17 protein-coding genes and 1 tRNA gene are annotated in these 16,649 nt (G+C 61.5%); 9 read left to right on the top strand and 9 right to left on the bottom strand.

The window, feature by feature from the left end; genetic code table 11:
- The first annotated feature begins 294 nt into the window (after positions 1 to 294).
- The 9 genes from NKJ55_RS23260 to NKJ55_RS23220 all read left to right on the top strand — a co-directional run bounded on the left by NKJ55_RS23260 (position 295) and on the right by NKJ55_RS23220 (position 7,680).
- Complete coding sequence (locus tag NKJ55_RS23260) at positions 295 to 702, top strand: hypothetical protein (protein ID WP_352451897.1); 408 nt, start codon at positions 295 to 297, stop codon at positions 700 to 702.
- Between the two features lie 33 nt (positions 703 to 735).
- Positions 736 to 1,176 carry a hypothetical protein gene (locus NKJ55_RS23255; RefSeq protein WP_352451896.1) on the top strand — a complete coding sequence of 147 codons (441 nt, stop codon included), beginning with the start codon at positions 736 to 738 and terminating at the stop codon, positions 1,174 to 1,176.
- Between the two features lie 114 nt (positions 1,177 to 1,290).
- Positions 1,291 to 2,286 carry a PDZ domain-containing protein gene (locus tag NKJ55_RS23250; protein ID WP_352451895.1) on the top strand — a complete coding sequence of 332 codons (996 nt, stop codon included), beginning with the start codon at positions 1,291 to 1,293 and terminating at the stop codon, positions 2,284 to 2,286.
- A gap of 38 nt (positions 2,287 to 2,324) precedes the next feature.
- Positions 2,325 to 3,275: a lysozyme inhibitor LprI family protein gene (locus tag NKJ55_RS23245; protein WP_352451894.1), complete on the top strand. Its 951-nt coding sequence runs from the start codon at positions 2,325 to 2,327 to the stop codon at positions 3,273 to 3,275.
- Positions 3,241 to 4,635: a polymer-forming cytoskeletal protein gene (locus NKJ55_RS23240; RefSeq protein WP_352451893.1), complete on the top strand. Its 1,395-nt coding sequence runs from the start codon at positions 3,241 to 3,243 to the stop codon at positions 4,633 to 4,635. The genes NKJ55_RS23245 and NKJ55_RS23240 overlap by 35 nt, the downstream gene beginning before the upstream one ends.
- 105 nt (positions 4,636 to 4,740) lie before the next feature.
- Positions 4,741 to 5,148 (top strand): lysozyme inhibitor LprI family protein, encoded by a 408-nt coding sequence (locus NKJ55_RS23235; protein WP_352451892.1) that lies wholly within the window; start codon positions 4,741 to 4,743, stop codon positions 5,146 to 5,148.
- 205 nt (positions 5,149 to 5,353) lie between these two features.
- Positions 5,354 to 5,767 carry a hypothetical protein gene (locus tag NKJ55_RS23230; RefSeq protein ID WP_352451891.1) on the top strand — a complete coding sequence of 138 codons (414 nt, stop codon included), beginning with the start codon at positions 5,354 to 5,356 and terminating at the stop codon, positions 5,765 to 5,767.
- Positions 5,768 to 5,790: 23 nt separating this feature from the next.
- Positions 5,791 to 6,228 carry a DUF4087 domain-containing protein gene (locus NKJ55_RS23225; RefSeq protein WP_352451890.1) on the top strand — a complete coding sequence of 146 codons (438 nt, stop codon included), beginning with the start codon at positions 5,791 to 5,793 and terminating at the stop codon, positions 6,226 to 6,228.
- 276 nt (positions 6,229 to 6,504) lie between these two features.
- The gene (locus NKJ55_RS23220; protein ID WP_352451889.1) at positions 6,505 to 7,680 is read left to right on the top strand and encodes a hypothetical protein; all 1,176 of its coding nucleotides are present in this window, start codon (positions 6,505 to 6,507) and stop codon (positions 7,678 to 7,680) included.
- A 133-nt stretch (positions 7,681 to 7,813) separates the two neighbouring features.
- Here the strand turns inward: NKJ55_RS23220 and NKJ55_RS23215 are convergent.
- The 9 genes from NKJ55_RS23215 to NKJ55_RS23175 form a co-directional block, all read right to left on the bottom strand.
- Positions 7,814 to 7,898 (bottom strand) — tRNA-Leu (locus NKJ55_RS23215).
- Positions 7,899 to 7,971: 73 nt separating this feature from the next.
- On the bottom strand, positions 7,972 to 8,592 hold the full coding sequence (locus NKJ55_RS23210; RefSeq protein ID WP_352451888.1) for a 2,3-bisphosphoglycerate-dependent phosphoglycerate mutase: 621 nt from the start codon (positions 8,590 to 8,592) through the stop codon (positions 7,972 to 7,974).
- Between the two features lie 59 nt (positions 8,593 to 8,651).
- Positions 8,652 to 9,485, bottom strand: coding sequence for a 4-hydroxy-tetrahydrodipicolinate reductase (dapB, locus tag NKJ55_RS23205; protein ID WP_023678962.1), 834 nt, complete (start codon positions 9,483 to 9,485; stop codon positions 8,652 to 8,654).
- Positions 9,482 to 11,341 (bottom strand): ABC transporter ATP-binding protein, encoded by a 1,860-nt coding sequence (locus NKJ55_RS23200; protein WP_352451887.1) that lies wholly within the window; start codon positions 11,339 to 11,341, stop codon positions 9,482 to 9,484. The genes dapB and NKJ55_RS23200 overlap by 4 nt, the downstream gene beginning before the upstream one ends.
- 119 nt (positions 11,342 to 11,460) lie before the next feature.
- The gene (locus tag NKJ55_RS23195) at positions 11,461 to 12,486 is read right to left on the bottom strand and encodes a glucokinase (RefSeq protein WP_352451886.1); all 1,026 of its coding nucleotides are present in this window, start codon (positions 12,484 to 12,486) and stop codon (positions 11,461 to 11,463) included.
- A gap of 121 nt (positions 12,487 to 12,607) precedes the next feature.
- The gene (gene mepA, locus NKJ55_RS23190) at positions 12,608 to 13,702 is read right to left on the bottom strand and encodes a penicillin-insensitive murein endopeptidase (RefSeq protein ID WP_502904506.1); all 1,095 of its coding nucleotides are present in this window, start codon (positions 13,700 to 13,702) and stop codon (positions 12,608 to 12,610) included.
- A gap of 56 nt (positions 13,703 to 13,758) precedes the next feature.
- Positions 13,759 to 14,667 (bottom strand): SDR family oxidoreductase, encoded by a 909-nt coding sequence (locus NKJ55_RS23185; protein WP_352451883.1) that lies wholly within the window; start codon positions 14,665 to 14,667, stop codon positions 13,759 to 13,761.
- Complete coding sequence (queG, locus tag NKJ55_RS23180) at positions 14,664 to 15,824, bottom strand: tRNA epoxyqueuosine(34) reductase QueG (protein ID WP_352451882.1); 1,161 nt, start codon at positions 15,822 to 15,824, stop codon at positions 14,664 to 14,666. The genes NKJ55_RS23185 and queG overlap by 4 nt, the downstream gene beginning before the upstream one ends.
- A complete protein-coding gene (locus tag NKJ55_RS23175; RefSeq protein WP_023678968.1) occupies positions 15,805 to 16,497 on the bottom strand; it encodes a glutathione S-transferase family protein in 693 nt (230 codons plus the stop codon). The genes queG and NKJ55_RS23175 overlap by 20 nt, the downstream gene beginning before the upstream one ends.
- Positions 16,498 to 16,649 lie beyond the last annotated feature (152 nt).

Raw genomic sequence — 16,649 nt, 5'->3', positions numbered from 1 at the left:
TCAGCGGATCGTTGAAACATGCTTGGGCGGAAGGGGCACTAAGCAGGGAGAGGAATGTTGACAGTCGCTAATGCGGCGGCCCCCGCTGGGAGCGTTCCCTCCCACAAGAGATTACGGCAACCGTCGGCTAAGTCGTCGAATGCATCGCCCACATCCTGGCTCTCGTTTGATGGCCGGCGAAGCTTTGCCCTCCTCCGATTGGCGCCAGCCGTCGCGGCAAAAGCGAGGATCGCCGCCTGCAATGGCCTTCCGATATGGACGATGTCCGCCGCCAGCCAGTCGGAGGAATGAATCATGAAACTCGTAATCTGTGCGGCCTTGGCCACTGCTTTGATGGCGATCGTCGGTTGTACCACCGACGACTACGATGGTTGTCGCGGAAAGGGCTGCCTGGTTGATCGGTCCCATAAAGGGAGCCGGAAGATAGACGACCGGCCGCAGTTCGACAGGAACGGCAATCCCAACTTCGATACCAGGGGCCGTTACATCGGCTGCCATGGGCTCGGATGTAAAGTCGACGATCCTGATGACGGGGATCAAAGTATCGACGACAGGCTGCAGTACGACAGAGAAGGCAATCCCAACTTCGATACGCAAGGCAACTACCAAGGCTGCCGCGGCATCGGCTGCGAGGTCGATACACCGGACGATGACAGTTCATCGAACGACGACAGTTCATCGGACGATGACGATTCCGATTAAGGGACTCGGGGGCGAACAAGGAGAAAGCCAATCATGTCTGAATTCAGCGGCCTGGTCCGGCGACATGCCAAAATCGTTATGGTCGGCCTTGCGGGGTTGGGAATGGCGCTGACGTCCGCTTTCGCTGCGAATAACGCCTGTGACGGTATAAAGGTCGAAGTGACGAAGGCGCGCAAGCAGGAATATGCCCCTCTCGTCGTCTCGGCGATGACCAATAAGTTCAAGCCCGCTCAGGCAAAGTTCTTCTCGATCATGGAGAGCGGCAGCTGGAGCGCCGCCTACGTCTCCACGCCGGTGAGCGACGACGGCGTGATGTTCTTCCAGACAGTCGACGGAAAGAAGCAGTTTCGCGACGTATGGGGCGGCTATGCCGATCCGTCGGAGAAACCTGAACTGGTGTCCTGGGCGAAGAAGCTCGGAGCGCCGCAAGACCTGGCAAAGTGTTTTGCCGAGGAAGTTACGGAACGACGGTGATGATCGCTGGAAATTGCCGCTGACCGTTGGTGCAGGGGGAGAATGATTGGTGAGCGCTCCGCGGCGCCGGGGGCTCTGAGATCGACTCCAATCATCAGCTGCAGGACGTGCAAAATGCAAACCGTTCGAAAATCCAGACTGATAATGCAGTTCGCCCGCGCATTGGCAACTTCAGTGAAAATGACGGCTGTTGTGAGTGTAGCTGTCCCGCACACGATCAATGTTGCGTATGCCAGCAAGTATGATCTGCCGAAACCCTACGTCTCCCGGGCTCTTGATGCGGTTCTGATACCGATCAATCACGCCTCTCGGCACCGCTACCAGATCCCGCCCAAGCTTCGCGGGGTGTATGTCTTGGCCGTTGCACCCCATGGGGTTGCCGCGCGGCAAGGCATCCGACCGGGTGACGTGCTTGCCACAGTGCGGCATCAACCGATTTCGACGCCGCTTGATGTCGACAGACTCGTTTGGGCCGCCCTTGCCGCGAGTGCCACCAGTTTCCTGTTTGGCGTGAACCGCGGGACAGAAGTCGCAGATGTCGTCGAGGTCAACACCAACATCACCGTCAACAACTTCAACACCAACATCTCGGTCAACAATATCTCGCAATGGACGAGCGTCGACAATCGAGAGGAGTGGACACAGATCGTCGATGAGTATGACGACGAGATGGAGACGGGCCTCAATGACACGAGCTATCGCGAGGACGACTCGCAGCCTGGCGACGCCAATCCGGACGCAAATGTGTCTTCTCCCGATGCTGACGACGACGATACCAGCACCGACACTGACGACAATAGCCCGGCCGACAGTACCGACGACAACAGTTCCGATCAGGACGATTCGAGCGATCAGAACGACGATGAAAACTCAACAGACGGTGATGATGACAAGAACAGCACCGACACCGACGACGGTAGCACGGATGACGATGCGTCGGATGACAGCACTGACAACAATGATTCCGATGATCAGGACGATTCCAGCGATCAGAATGACGATGACGACCCGTCGGCAGATGGTGAAGACGAAAACAGCACCGACAGTAATGACGATGCGTCGGATGACAGTAACGACGCTGACGGATCGGACGATGACGATGCCAATTAGCGGCCGACCGTGCCGGCAGTTCTAGACCGAGGACATCGATGAAAACCGCGATGCTGACCGCTGCCATCGTTCTGGCCATGCCGGCTTTCGCATTTGCCCAGGACAAGTGCAATGACGCCGCCAAGGATCAGTCCACCCCGAACGAGTGCGCCGATGCCGCGTCCAGGAAATCCGACAGGAAGCTCAACGAGCTTTACAAGCAGATCGAAACCCGGCTGAACGACGACGCGGATATCAGGACGCTTCTCGTTCAAGCACAGCGGGATTGGGTCAAATTTCGCGACGCAGAGTGCAGTTTCCAGACCGCAGGAGCGGCCGGAGAAAGCGCAATTCCAACGCTCATCGCGGAGTGCATGGACGGCCTGACGCAATCCCGTGTCAAAGATTTCGAGGGTTACCTGGAATGCAGGGAAGGCGATGCGAGCTGCCCCGTTCCGGCAGCGAACACATCACATGCCGTACCTGCCGTGGCCGAGGAGAACGGCCAGACCGGCCTTGCCCAGGCTGCCGACCCGATACCCATTCCATTGCAACATGTTGTTGGGCACCTCGGAACCGGCAGCGATGAAGTCATCTACCATAAACTCGGGATTGCGTTGGGCATCAATGGTGCCAAGCCTCGTCTGTTCGAATTCGACACCGGGTCGGATGAGTTCAACGCTGAGATCGATTCGAGTGTCCCTGGCGTAGAGCCGGTGCGCGGCAGCAAGCCCGAAATGTACCCCTATGGAAACGGCACCTATGGAGGTTGGGTACAACAGGCCCGGGTCAACAGCCTGTCGTATTACGATCCAGATGATCCCTCAGAGCCTGCCGTAACCTTTGACGGCGGCTTTAGCGTAGGTCGGGTGGTGGATTACGTCTTCACCAAGGATTTCGGCGACTTCGAGGATGCGAATGTGACGCAAAAGCCCGTGGGCCACCATGGCGATACGCCGGTTTATGCGGATCTTGATGCGCAAGAGCATGAAGAATGGCGAACCCGGTAACGAGGCGCCGTTTTACGGCGTCTTTGGAGCCGGCGATTTTATCGATAAGGGGGACCAGACCGCCGCTCCTGGCAGTCAGACGCAAAGCGGCTATGTGGTCTCCGCCAATGCAAATCTTGGAAAGAGGACGACACCGGGCTGCGCTCCCTGCCTGACGCTGAATTTGTCCCCCAGTCTGAGATCCCAGTTTACGGCCCTGATACCGTGGGGCGAACTGGATTACGAATTCCTCCAGAGACGATTCCCGCGATCAGGCGCGAATGCATCCAGTCAGTACGAAGGGTCTTACCGTTATAAAATTTCCTTTGATCATAAGGGAAAGAAGCAATCGGTTGATTTCAGTGGACCTGTTTTATTGGATACAGGAACGACAAGCTTCATTTATATTACAACAGAATCTAGTTTGAGTAAGCTTCAGTCGAGAGGACTTAATATTGCTGAATTCGGTGATGAGATAGTCGACTTCAAGTTTTTTGGATTCGATGATGGTATAAATAACCGTGAATATGATGATGTCGACATTCTCCGCCAAAGCGATGAGATGAAAGTCGGCGGTCTCATTCTCGGTCTGCCATTCTTCGAGTCCAATTCCATAATGAATGATCTGGAAAACAGGACGACCGCATATTCACCCTATTTTGTCAGCGCTGCTAACTTTACGACAGACGCGGCTGCCAAGGATCAAGTGCAGTTGAATCGCGCGACCAGCGATGCTGGAAGCAACGGATGGCTCGGACTGGCCGGCATCGTCTCCGGCGCCGGCGACTTCACGATCGAGAAGGACGCGGACGTGCGCATGACCGGGGCCAATACTTATACCGGCACAACCCATATCGCGGCCGATGGGTATCTTACCCTGGCCGGTCCGGCCAGCATCGAGCATTCATCGCGCGTCATGGTCGACGGTGTGCTCAACCTCGACCAGAAAGGAAACCACCTGAAGCCCTGGGGAGTGGCGCACTCCCTGAACGATACGGCCATTCGCACCCTTACCGGTAAAGGCGAGGTCTATCTGGGTGCGGGCAGATTGATCCTGACAGAAGCCGACGGGCAATTTGATGGAACCATCGCGAACTATGATGACGCCGGCGACAGCGGCGGCCTCGTTGTCGCCGGTGGCAAGCTGACGCTGAGCGGAAAGAACAAATATTCAGGCATGACCGAAGTGGCGTCTGGGGCGGAGTTGCGCGTGACCGGATTGTTGACTGGTGACGTTTCCGTCTCGGGACTGCTTGTCGTTGACGGAGAGGTCTCCGGCAAAGTCATGGTCAAGGAGGGCGGCACGCTGACCGGCTCAGGAAAGGTCGGCAACGTCACGGTCGCCGAAGGTGGCAAAGCTGATCCAATGAAAACCAGATAATCAGGCCATGGGCACGGCCGACCGTGGCAATGACGGATAGCTGAAGAGAACATAGGGCGGGGCTGAGCAACTTAAGAGCTTGACTGCAACGGGAAAGGGAAATCGATGAAAATAGCGATACTGACTGCTGCCGTGGTTCTGGCTGCGCCGACATTCGCCCTTGCCAAGGACAAGTGCGCCGAGGCCAAGGATCAGGCCACCATGAACCAGTGCTTCGGTGCCGAGTTCCAGAAATCCGACAAGAAGCTCAATGAGCTTTACAAGCAGATCGAAACCCGCCTGAAGGACGATACGGATACCAAGAAGCTTCTTGTTCAGGCACAGCGGGATTGGGGCAAGTTTCGCGACGCGGAGTGCAGTTTCCAGACCGCAGGCGCGGCCGGAGGAAGCATGATGCCAATGCTCATCGCGCAGTGCATGGACGGCCTGACACAATCCCGTGTCAAAGGTTTCGAAGGCTATCTGAAATGCCAGGAAGGCGACATGAGCTGCCCTGTTCCGGCCGCGAACTGACACATGCCACAGCTGATCGGATCACGATGAAGCCGGCGGCGAGCGTGACGTCGCCGCCAGACATGAAAGGATGCGAGGGGCATCATCATTGCGTGAGAGACTTGAAGGAGGCGGATCGTGAAACCCTATAAATCGTCACTCGCAATGACGATTGCGGCATCCTGTACTGTTGGCATGTGTCGTGCCGGCAACAGCCCAGGCTGACATGAGCTTCGACGTCAACGTCACGCTTTCCAAAAAGGCAGCTGCCAAGCTCGCGGCTGAAAAGGAGGGGATCGTTGTCTTCGCCTCCTATTACGGCGACCCGAAGCGGAGCGCCGCGAAGCGCGTAAACGAAATCGGCCAGATCGATCTCACGCCGCAGGACGAAGAGGTGGAGATACCGGGTACAGCGGGCCACGCCCACGTCAGCGGCGCAAAGGTCGACGCGAAGCGTCTCGACTGGCTTGCCGGGCCGGCCAAGGTCAACGTCAACGTTGCGTCGGCGCGCAAGAGCAGCCCGGACAATCTGCTCAACTGCGATTTCATCGACGGTCCACTAAGCGATGTCCAAAGGAAGCCTGTGACGCTTCATTGCGGATTGATCGAAGAAAATGTGGACACGAAGTTGAGGCCATAAGGCTAACAAAATCATGCCGCCTCGTGACCGGCGTCAACGCAGATTATCGGCGGCATTACCTGCTTTGCTCAAGGGAGGTGAAGATTCTCATGCGTCCATTGTTCGCAATCTGTTTCTGCCTGACCATCATGTCCTTGTCTGCCGCCGCCTATGCCGAGCGCCGTTGTGGCTGGTACTCCAGCCCGACACCCGGCAACCTCGTCCTGACCGACAGTGACGGGGATTGGTGGATCCAGATGCAGGGACGCCCGGATCCCAAAGGCATCGACAATGTGCCGGCCTTTGACGAGCGGCAATTCGTCGAGACCAATGTGCCTGGTTCGGGTCACGGCTACGGATGTGCGTGCATGAACGTCGTAACCAACGCCAAGCAACAGAAGATCACCAGAGTGATCTCGGGCCAAATCCTTCCGCTGCTGCGCTGTCGCAACGACAGATCGCTGCCTAACCCCGACGGATAAGCATAACCAGGAAGCAGTCGCAGTCAGCAAATGGCGCCTCGCTGAGCAAGACGCTGCCGAACTACTGCGCCGACGATTTCATCAACTCTTCCGTTTCGAGCCCGACGCCGAGGCCTGTTTCGGCAAGGCGCCAGGCGGATTGGCTGGGGTGATGGCGGGCGCGCCTTACTAGTGGTCCCGACCAAGGCAAAACTTGAAGTTGCTCTCACCAAATCTGCAACGAGGATTCGACAGTGTCGTGCGCCGAAGCTAGGCTACTTGGGGGTATTATGGGCCATGTCTCGCATCTCTTTCGTTCGCGTCCTGTTGTTTGTTGCATCGATGCTGCTGGGCGCTCCGGTGGCCCATGCCGGTTTGCAGTTTCAAGCCGGGCAGACCGACTCCGGATTCCAGTATATCCTCGTGTCGGGTGATTTCTCGTATCAGGACGACCTATCGGTCTTCGAGGCACTGGCACGGTCCAATGCATCAGTCGCTGTCACCTTCCAGTCCCCCGGCGGCAATATCCAGAAGGCTATGGAGCTTGGCCGCCTTATTCGCAGGCTCCGCCTCAGCACGGCTCAATTCAGGGCTGTCGAGTGTGCTTCGGCCTGTTCCCTGGCGTTCCTTGGTGGCGTTGTGCGCTTTGCCGAGCCGGGTTCCATCGGCGTCCATAGATCCTCATTCAGTGGCGACATTCCCGTAAACAGCAAGGACGCCGTTTCCGGCATCCAGCAGATGACCGCCGACATCATCACCTACATGATCGAAATGGGCGTGGACCCCGCTCTGCTTCAGCTTTCGCTGCAATATGACAGTGACGACATACGTTATCTTTCTAGGAGCGAGATGGCGAAGTACAAGGTCGTTACCTTGGAACCCGAAGCGAGCTGGCCGCAGGTCGCAAGCCAGGCACCATCCTCGACGCCATCCTCCCAGCAAGCGCCGTTACAACCGCCTGTCGCCTCTTTGCCACCTGCTTCCACGAATCCTTCACTCGTTATTCCCCAAGCCCGCTCGGGCCGTATTCTCCGCTCCCAGGACGCGGCGCCTTTAAAGGCGCTCCCAGAGGTAAGATCCGCCACGCTCGCAAATGTGCGAAACGGCAGCGCAGTCGTAATCTTGGGTAATGTCGAGCGATGGTACCGTGTCCGTGCAGGCGGTCAGGTCGGCTACATGCATGACACCTGGGTCTACGTCGACCAGTATGAGAGCGGCCCCTTCGGACAGCGTCATATCCAGGTCAAGAGCTTCGACAATCTCGCCGATACGGAGGCCTATGTGCGATCGGCATCAATCCCGCTTGTCGCCTACCTCGCCACCAACGGGTGGTTCGCCATTACGCTACGCGGCACCTATGCCCAGGATGCCGCTAAGGACCTAGCCAAGGCGATGAAGGAAAACGGGGCGATCCCCGACGACGCCTACGTCACTTATGGCAACACTTACGTCCGCAATGTCTGTTGTCGCTAGCCGGCACGTTTAACAGCAAGGGCAGCACTTCACCCGGCCGGACCCCAAAAAGGCCACGAAACAACAAAAAAGCCCGGAAAACCGGGCTTTTTTAGCGCTTACGGACCTACTTGGACGGTCCGAAACGGGAATTTGGTGCCCAGAAGAGGACTCGAACCTCCACTCCTTGCGGAACACGGACCTGAACCGTGCGCGTCTACCAATTCCGCCATCTGGGCTGGTGCGCGCTCATTAAGCGGGCGAGGGATGAGTGTCAACGCGCTTTTTTGAAAGCCGCGTTCCTTCTCCGGCTCAATGCTCCAGCACTTCCTTCGACGCCACCGTGGAATCGGCGTTGAGCGTGTAGATGATCGGCACGCCGGTGCCGAGCTCGAGCTTGACGATCTCCTCGCCCGATTTGCCGTCCAGCGCCATGATCAGCGCGCGCAGCGAATTGCCGTGCGCCGCCACCAGCACGGTGCCGCCGCGCAGCACATGCGGTTGCAGATCGTGCAGGTAATAGGGCCAGACGCGCGCGCCGGTGTCCTTCAGGCTTTCACCGCCGGGCGGCGGCACGTCATAGGAGCGGCGCCAGACATGCACCTGCTCCTCGCCCCATTTCTTGCGCGCATCATCCTTGTTGAGGCCGGAGAGATCGCCATAGTCGCGCTCGTTCAGCGCCTGGTCGCGAATGGTCTCGAGATCGCTCTGGCCAACGGCGTCGAGAATATGCTGGCAGGTCTTCTGCGCCCGGATCAGCGACGACGTGAAGGCGATGTCGAATTTCATGCCGCGCGCCCTGAGCTTGGCGCCGGCCGCCTTGGCCTCGGCATGACCCAGTTCGGTCAGGTCGACGTCGCGCCAGCCGGTAAATAGGTTCTTCAGGTTCCATTCGCTCTGGCCGTGGCGCACGAGCACGAGAGTTCTCGACATATTTGCTCCTTCAAATCTTGTGGATCAGCCAAATCTTGTGGATCAGCCAAATCTGTGGATCAGCTTGTCAGGCCGAGCACGTCCCGCATCGAATAGAGGCCCGGCTTGCGGCCGCGCGCCCACAGGGCTGCCTTGACCGCGCCGCGGGCAAAGATCGCCCGGTCCTCGGCATGATGGGCAAGCGTGATGCGCTCGCCGGTACCGGCCAGCACCACACTGTGGTCGCCGACCACCGAGCCGCCACGCAAGCTGGCGAAACCGATCGAGCCTGCCTTGCGCACGCCGGTATGGCCGTCGCGCACGCGAACATCGTTGCCGGCAAGTGCTACGCCGCGCCCGGCAGCGGCGGCCTCGCCGAGCAGCAGCGCCGTGCCCGACGGCGCATCGACCTTGTGCCGGTGGTGCATTTCCAGGATCTCGATGTCGAAATCGTCGGCATCGAGCGCGCGCGCCGCCTGCTCAACCAGCACCGCCAGCAGATTGACGCCGAGGCTCATATTGCCTGACTTGACCACCGTCGCGTGCCGCGCCGCCGCCGCGATCCTGGCATTGTCTTCAGCCGAGCAGCCGGTGGTGCCGATGATATGGGCGATGCGCGCCTGCGCCGCGTAGCCGGCGAATTCGACGGTCGCCGCCGGCGTGGTGAAATCGAGCACGCCGTCGGCCTTGGCGAAGGCCGGCAGCGGATCGTCGCCGATCGCCACCTCGAGCCTGCCGACGCCGGCCAGCTCGCCGGCATCCTTGCCGATATGGGGCGAACCGGCCCGCTCGATGGCGCCGGCGACGCGGGCGCCCGGAATCGTGTGGATGGCGCGGATCAGCGCCTGGCCCATGCGGCCGGCCGCGCCCACCACCACCAGGCCCATTTCACTAACGGTCGGCGTGTCGCTCATGAATGTCTCCCGGCCGCCTTTTTCGCGCGGACATTTTGCGCCGCAGTCTGGATTGGCTTGCCGTCGTCGACAAGCCCCAGCCCTTTCCTGCCTTGCACCCGATGGAACCGCGCATAGACGCTGTGCGGGTCGGCCATCAGCGAGGCATGCGTGCCCTGTTCGACCAGCCGGCCCTGCTCCAGCACGATGATATGGTCGGCATTGACCACCGTCGACAGCCGGTGCGCGATGACAATGGTAGTGCGCCCTTCCATGACATGGGTCAGCGCTTCCTGGACGCGGGCCTCGGCCTCGTTGTCGAGCGCCGAGGTGGCTTCATCGAGCAGCAGGATCGGCGCCTGCCGAACGATAGCGCGGGCAATCGATACGCGTTGGCGCTGGCCACCCGACAGCGTCACGCCGTTCTCGCCGACGGGCGTGTCGTAGCCTTGCGGCTGCTGGCGAATGAAATCGTGTGCCGCGGCCTGTTGGGCGGCGCGTTCAATCTCTGCGTCGGTGGCGCTCAGCCTGCCGTACCGGATGTTGTCGCGGATGGTGCCTTCGAACAGATAGGGCTGCTGCGAGACATAGGCGATCGAGCCGCGCAGCGAATGCTTGGTGACCTTTGAAATGTCCTGGCCGTCGATTTCGATGCTGCCCGACTCGACATCGTGGAAGCGCTGCAGCAGCGCAACCAGCGTCGTCTTGCCGGCGCCCGAGGCTCCGACGATGGCGGTCACCTTGCCGGCGGCGGCGACAAAGCTCAGATCCTGCAGGACCGGCGCCCCTTCGACATAGCGGAAGGACACGTTGTTGAAGCGCACTTCGCCAGAGGTGAATTTCGCCTCGGCGGCTCCTGGCACGTCACCCTGCTGCGGCTCAAGGTCGAGAAGCTCGTAGATCATGCGCGCATTGACCAGCGACTTTTCCATACCGACCTGCATGCGCGCCAGCCGCCTGGCCGGATCATAGGCAAGCAGCAGGGCGGTGAGGAAGGCAACGACGGCGCCTGGTGGCTGGCCGCCGACGGTCGCCCGGTAGCCGGAATAGGCGATGACGCCGGCGACGGCGAAGCCGGCCAGCATGTCGGAGATCGGCGTCAGCCGTTCCGAGACGCGGGCGATCTTGTTTGCCCGCTGCTCGGCGCCGGCGACGAGGCCGCCGATGCGGCGCGACAGCTCGTCTTCCAAGGTGAAGGCCTTGACGATAGCGATGCCTTGCGTCGCTTCCTGCATGGCGCCGATCAGCCGCGAGTTGATCTGCACCGATTCACGCGTGATGCGACGCACCCGACGCATCAGATAGGTCACACTGTAGATCAAGGGCGGCCCGATCAGCAGCGACATCGCCGAGAGCACCGGGTCCTGCCAGATCATGACGCCGACCAGCGCGACAAGCGACACGGCATCGCGCGCCAGCGATGTCAGCGTCATCGACAGGAGATCGCGGATGCCGTTGACGTTCTCGTTGATCTGCGCGGCGAGCCGGCCCGAGCGGGTGTCGTTGAAGAAGCCGACGCCGAGCTTCATTAGATGGTCGAAGATGCGGCGCTGGTAGCGCGCCACCAGATTGTTGCCGATCTTGGCCAGCGTCACTGCCTGGCCGTAGCTGGCCAGCCCGCGCAGCATGAAGGCGGCCAGGATCGACACGCTGATCAGCGCGATAAGATCGCCGCGCTGCTTATAGAAGATCTGGTCGACGACATCCTTCATGATCCAGGCGGTGAAGGCGGTCGTCGCCGCGATCGTCACCAGGCACAGCACGGCAAGAACATAATACCAGCGATAATCGCGGCTGTTTTCGGCGATGATGCGGCGGATCACCGCCACGATCTCGCTGGGACGGACTTTCCCTTTGGTTGGTGCTGGAAGTGTCAAGTTGGAGCGCTTTGTGGTTTCGGTTCGGCCGGGCTGCAATTCGGCAACCTCTTAACGCCCCGATGGCGGCTTGCCTATGGCCGGGGACGGCGAAACTTCGTCGCGGCGCAGCTTGTGTCCTAGACCCGCCAGCGCCGCCCCGCCGTCTGCACGCCGAACAGCGACGGATTTCTGGCATAGGCGGCCAGCCCTAAAAGCGCCGCCAGCGGATGGGTGATGACATAGACCGGCATGCTGCGCATCAGGGCGCTGTGCGGCGCCTTGTCCTCGAAGGCGGCGCGGAAATTGCCGGTGCGTAGTGCCGGCAGGATTTTTTGCGCGATGCCGCCGGTGAGAAACACGCCGCCGCGGCTCATGAACACTAGAGCGAGATCGCCGGCGGTGCGCCCCAGGCAAGTGACGAAGATCGACAGCGCCTCTTCGGCCACCGGATCGTTCTTTGCCAGCGCCGCGGCGGTGACCTCGGCAGGCGTTGTAAAGGGCGACGGCTTGCCGTCCGCCTTGGCCACCGCCCGGTAGGCATTGACCAGGCCGCGCCCGGACAGGATCTGTTCGCCGGAGATGCGGCCCTCGAGCTTCTCGATATGCGGAAACACCTGGAAATCGCGCGGCGAGCGCGGCCCGATATCCATATGGCCGCCCTCGCCGGGTACCGGTATCCAGTGATGCAGCGCATAAACCAGCCCGGCGACACCGAGCCCGGTTCCCGGGCCGAGTACCACCCGCCCGGAATTCGGTTCCGGCTCGTCGCCGCCGATCTTTTCCATATGCTCTTCGCCGAGCGCGACGACAGCCAGCGCCTGCGCCTCGAAGTCGTTGAGCACCACGACGTCGCTGAGACCGAGACTGGCGAACATCTGTCTCGGCTTGACGATCCATGGGCAATTGGTAAGCGGGATCTCGTCGCTTTCGACAGGACCGGCTACCGCCAGCACAGCTGAATTCGGCCGGACCGACGAGCGGTCGAGCACGGCCGACTGGATCGCCTCGTCTATCGTATTGAAGTTGGCGGTCTGGACGATCGTCGGCTCGCCGGCCTCGGAATTTGCGTCGAGCACAATCGAGAAGCGCGCATTGGTGCCGCCTATGTCGCCGATCAGGATCGGAAATCGCAACAGAGTGTCGTCGTCGCTTACGCCTGGCATGCTCTCGTCCGTTCCCGACGCGTATCGCCGTTCTCTCGTTGACTAGCGCATGACCGCAAAAAGGGAAATCGGTTTTCGAAGTGGAGATGCACGGATGCAGACAGCAAACACGCTGCCCGCATCAGTGCCCCGGTCGTGGCCGCGGCAGCGGAATGCCGATCTCGGGGGTCGCCACAAAGGCGTTCGCCGAGGCCGGAAGCGCTGCCGCGCCGGCTGCGACCGTCGGCGGCGGCGAAGACTCTGCCGCGAGAGCGGGTTCTGCTGCGATCGGTACGCCGTCACCATAGTAGGTGACTGCTTCGGCCGAGGGCGGAGCCGGCGCGTCGAGCACGAACTGGCATTGTCTGGGCAGGTTCGCCATCGTCATCACGTCGCGTGCCTTCGGCTTGTCCGGGTTCTTGTTGGGGCGCCACGGCCCCTCGGTGAACCACCAGGCCAGCGCCTGGTCGCAGCCATCGCCCGGCGCCGTCGCTTCCTGCGCCTTGCAGTCGGGTGATCCAGCCTGGCAGCCGATGCGAATGTGGAAGTGATAGTCGTGGCCCCAGAACGGCCTGACCTTGCGCAACCAGCCGCGGTCGCCTTTGACCGTGTCGCAGAGCTTCTTCTTGATCCCTGGATTGACCAGGATGCGCTCGACTTCGGGATAGCTCGCGGCACGCTTCAACAGCCGCGTGTGCATCGGCGTCCACAGGCCGTCCTTCACCAGATGGGTTTTTTCATCGACCATCAAGGTAACGCTGATGTTTTCGCGCTCTTCGGCCGAGAGCTTGCGGTCGGGCATCGGCGTCAGCCAGATGTCGGCGTCGAGGCCGATCTGGTGCGAGGCATGGCCGGTCAGCATCGGCCCGCCGCGCGGCTGCGAAATGTCGCCGATCAACAGGCCCGGCCAGCCGTCGGCAGCGGCGTCGCGCGACAGTTTCTCGATCAGCGCGATCATTGCCGGATGGCCCCAGCGGCGATTGCGCGACGGTCGCATCACCTCCCAGTGCCGGCCGTCCATGGGCAGGGCGACGCCGCCGGAAAAACAGCCTTTGGAGTAGAAGCCGATCGATTGCGCTGCTGCGACCGCCGGCAGCCTTTTGGCGCCAAACAGGTCTTTTGCCCGTTCCTCGGCGCCCGCCGTCTGCGTTGCCGGCGCTGTCAAGCTGGTGACGGCCAGTGCTGCCGAAAGCAGCAGTGTTTTGCCGGGCAAGGCTCGCTTTAACGTCTTCCCCAAGCTGGACCCCTCCGCGATTTGAACCGCATCATACCACGCCCCGCGCAACGTATCGATCATGACCGTTTCATCGGGCTGCGCGCCTCGCCGTCGCGCCAGTCGCCGCTCGCCCACATGGCGTCGAGCGCCGAACGGTAGTCGGGGAAGCGAAACCCAAAGCCGGCCGCCTTGATCGCCGCGTTGGCGACACGCTTGTTCTCGCCGTAGAAGGACCGCGCCATGGGCGAAAGTTGGGCGGTCTCGAACGGAATTTCGGGCGGCGGCTCAATGCCCATCAATCGGGCGGCATAGGCGACGACGTCCTGCGGCGGCGCCGGCAGGTCGTCGGTGACGTTGAAGATGCCGCCGCGATTGCCTTCGGCCAGATGCCAGAGCGCGCCGGCAATGTCATCGCAATGGATGCGGTTGAACACCTGGCCCGGCTTGACCAGCCGGCGGGCGGTGCCGTTTTCCAGATTGACCAAGGCGTTGCGGCCTGGCCCATAAATGCCGGAAAGCCGCAGGATCGCCACCGGCCGGCCGGTGTCGTGGCCCAGTTTCAGCCAGTCCTGCTCGGCGGCAACCCTCATCGCTGATCGCTTCGATACTGGCCGGCATTCGGCGGCCTCATCCACCCAATTTCCGCCATGATCGCCATAGACGCCGACGGTCGAGAGATAGGCGATCCATTCGAGCTCCGGCATGTTGGCCGTGACCACCTCGCGAGCCGCACCCAGCACCGGGTCGCCGGCCTCGTCCGGCGCGACCGAGACGACGAGATGGGTTGTCTTCCCAAGCGCATCGCCGATTTCGGAGGTCAGCGTGCCATCGAAACGCAGCGGCACGATACCGGCTTGCCGCAGCGCCGCGAATTTTTCCAGCGACCGTGTTGTACCGAAGATCGCTGTGTCGGCATCCTTGTTGGCGCGGGCGAAGGCCTTGCCCGAATAACCGGCGCCGAAGATGAAAATCTGCTTTTTTGTCATGTATGCGCCTCGATCGGCTTTGGCAGGGCCAGAAGCCATTCGCCTCTCACCGCCTCGTCATCTTCTGCTTGCAAAGCGGCTGCGGCACGTTCGGCAAACTCCCGACCCGGCACCAGCCGCGACAGCGCCCATACCGCAGCTCCGCGAACCAGGGGCGAGGCGTCGTCGAGCAGCGCGCGGACGGCGCCCGCAAGCGACAAATCCTGGCAATTGCCGGCCGCGATCAGCACGTTGCGGATAAAACGGGCGCGGCCGATGCGCTTGACCGGCGAGCCCGAAAAAAGCACGCGGAAGGCAGCGTCGTCGAGGCGCAGCAGCTCGGCGATCGGCGGTTCGCGCAAGTCCGCGCGGGCGGCAAGCTTTGCCTCCGAAGCGGCTTGGGCGAACTTGTTCCACGGGCAGGCGGCCAGGCAGTCGTCGCAGCCATAGATGCGATTGCCGATTTTTTCCCGGAACTCATGCGGGATCGGTCCTTTGTTCTCGATGGTGAGGTATGAAATGCAGCGCCGCGCATCGAGCCGGTAAGGCGCCGGAAAGGCATCCGTCGGGCAAACGTCGAGGCAGGCCCGGCAGGAGCCGCAATGGTCGTCCTCAGGCGCGTCCGGCACCAGTTCGGCCGTCGTGAAGATGGTGCCGAGGAACAGCCAGGAGCCATGCGTTCGGCTGACCAGGTTGGTGTGCTTGCCTTGCCAGCCGAGGCCGGCCGCCTCGGCCAGCGGCTTTTCCATCACCGGCGCGGTGTCGACAAACACTTTCACGTCCCCACCGGCTCGCGCCACGATCTTGCCGGCGATCTCCTTCAGCCGGCCCTTCATCACGTCATGATAGTCGCGGTTCTGCGCATAGGCCGAGATCGCGCCGCGGTCGCGCTTTGCCAGGATGTCGCGTGGGTCGTGGTCGGGGCCGTAATTCATCGCCAGCACGATGATCGAGCGGACCTCTGGCCAAAGCGTCGTCGGTTTGCCTCGCCGCTCGAGCGTTTCGGCAATCCAGCCCATCGAGCCGTGAAAGCCGTCGGCAACGAATTCGGCCAGCCGTTCCGGCGCCTGCGGAATCGCATCGGGCGTGGTGACGGCAACGGCGTCGAAGCCGGCATTCCGCGCCTCGCGGCCGATCAGCGCGCGCAGCTTTGCCGTATCAGAAATCGAGATCCGCATAATGTGACACCGGCGACAGGCCGCGCACCCGGTCGGACAGAAGCGGCCGGAACGAAGGCCGTGATTTCACCCTTGTATACCATTCGCGCGCGGCGCTGTGTTCGCGCCAGTCGATCTCGCCGAGATAGTCGAGCACCGACAGTGCTGCCGCCGCCGCGAGATCGGCATAGGTGACCTTGTTGCCGGCCAGCCAATGACGGGTGCCGGCCAGCCAGTTGGTGTATTTCATGTGCTGGCGGATATTGGCGCGGGCGGCGCGGATCGCCGCCGAATCGGGCGATCCGCCGCCTGCCGTTTCCGGCATGACCGGCTTCAGAACGCGTTCGCGCACCAGATGCCGGGTAACCTCGCTTTCCGCCTTGTTGAGGTACCAGTCGGTCAGCCGGCGGATTTCGGCGCGCTCCATCGGATCCTCGGCGAATAGCCGCTTGTCGCGCTTGAGTACGCCGCGCGTCTCGTCGAGATATTCGGCAATGACCACTGCGCCGACGATCGGCACGTCGCCTTCGGCGAGCAGGATCGGCAGCGTGCCGGCCGGGTTCAGCGCCAGGAACTCCTTGCGCCGCGTCCACGGCTTCTCTTCGATCAGCGCCAGTTCCTCGCCATACTCGCCAAAGGCGAGGCGAACGAAGCGGCAGCTGGCGAACATCGGATGGTGGAAAAGCGTCAGCATGGTCCCGCGATAATAGAGCGCACTGGCAAATCGCCGGCTGCGCCGGTAAGTCTTGGCCGCCCGATTCAGCGGGCTGTCAGGGTGCTGCGACCTATAGGGGGAGTTCCGCGCCATGACAAGCAAGCCCTTTTCTCAAGCCCTCACTCCAACGC

Origin of the sequence: Mesorhizobium sp. M0106 (assembly GCF_040322715.1) — a bacterium.
In the GTDB taxonomy this organism is placed as follows: Bacteria; Pseudomonadota; Alphaproteobacteria; order Rhizobiales; family Rhizobiaceae; genus Mesorhizobium.
Note: the sequence above shows the minus strand (reverse complement) of the source record. Positions and strands in the feature narration are given on the sequence as shown.

Excerpts from the sequence above, each read along its gene's own strand:
- NKJ55_RS23260 (WP_352451897.1), top strand. The coding sequence starts at position 295 with ATGAAACTCGTAATCTGTGCGGCCTTGGCCACTGCTTTGATGGCGATC.
- NKJ55_RS23255 (WP_352451896.1), top strand. The coding sequence starts at position 736 with ATGTCTGAATTCAGCGGCCTGGTCCGGCGACATGCCAAAATCGTTATG.
- NKJ55_RS23250 (WP_352451895.1), top strand. The coding sequence starts at position 1,291 with ATGCAAACCGTTCGAAAATCCAGACTGATAATGCAGTTCGCCCGCGCA.
- NKJ55_RS23245 (WP_352451894.1), top strand. The coding sequence starts at position 2,325 with ATGAAAACCGCGATGCTGACCGCTGCCATCGTTCTGGCCATGCCGGCT.
- NKJ55_RS23240 (WP_352451893.1), top strand. The coding sequence starts at position 3,241 with ATGCGCAAGAGCATGAAGAATGGCGAACCCGGTAACGAGGCGCCGTTT.
- NKJ55_RS23235 (WP_352451892.1), top strand. The coding sequence starts at position 4,741 with ATGAAAATAGCGATACTGACTGCTGCCGTGGTTCTGGCTGCGCCGACA.
- NKJ55_RS23230 (WP_352451891.1), top strand. The coding sequence starts at position 5,354 with ATGAGCTTCGACGTCAACGTCACGCTTTCCAAAAAGGCAGCTGCCAAG.
- NKJ55_RS23220 (WP_352451889.1), top strand. The coding sequence starts at position 6,505 with ATGTCTCGCATCTCTTTCGTTCGCGTCCTGTTGTTTGTTGCATCGATG.
- NKJ55_RS23210 (WP_352451888.1), bottom strand. The coding sequence starts at position 8,592 with ATGTCGAGAACTCTCGTGCTCGTGCGCCACGGCCAGAGCGAATGGAAC.
- dapB (WP_023678962.1), bottom strand. The coding sequence starts at position 9,485 with ATGAGCGACACGCCGACCGTTAGTGAAATGGGCCTGGTGGTGGTGGGC.
- NKJ55_RS23195 (WP_352451886.1), bottom strand. The coding sequence starts at position 12,486 with ATGCCAGGCGTAAGCGACGACGACACTCTGTTGCGATTTCCGATCCTG.
- NKJ55_RS23185 (WP_352451883.1), bottom strand. The coding sequence starts at position 14,667 with ATGACAAAAAAGCAGATTTTCATCTTCGGCGCCGGTTATTCGGGCAAG.
- queG (WP_352451882.1), bottom strand. The coding sequence starts at position 15,824 with ATGCGGATCTCGATTTCTGATACGGCAAAGCTGCGCGCGCTGATCGGC.
- NKJ55_RS23175 (WP_023678968.1), bottom strand. The coding sequence starts at position 16,497 with ATGCTGACGCTTTTCCACCATCCGATGTTCGCCAGCTGCCGCTTCGTT.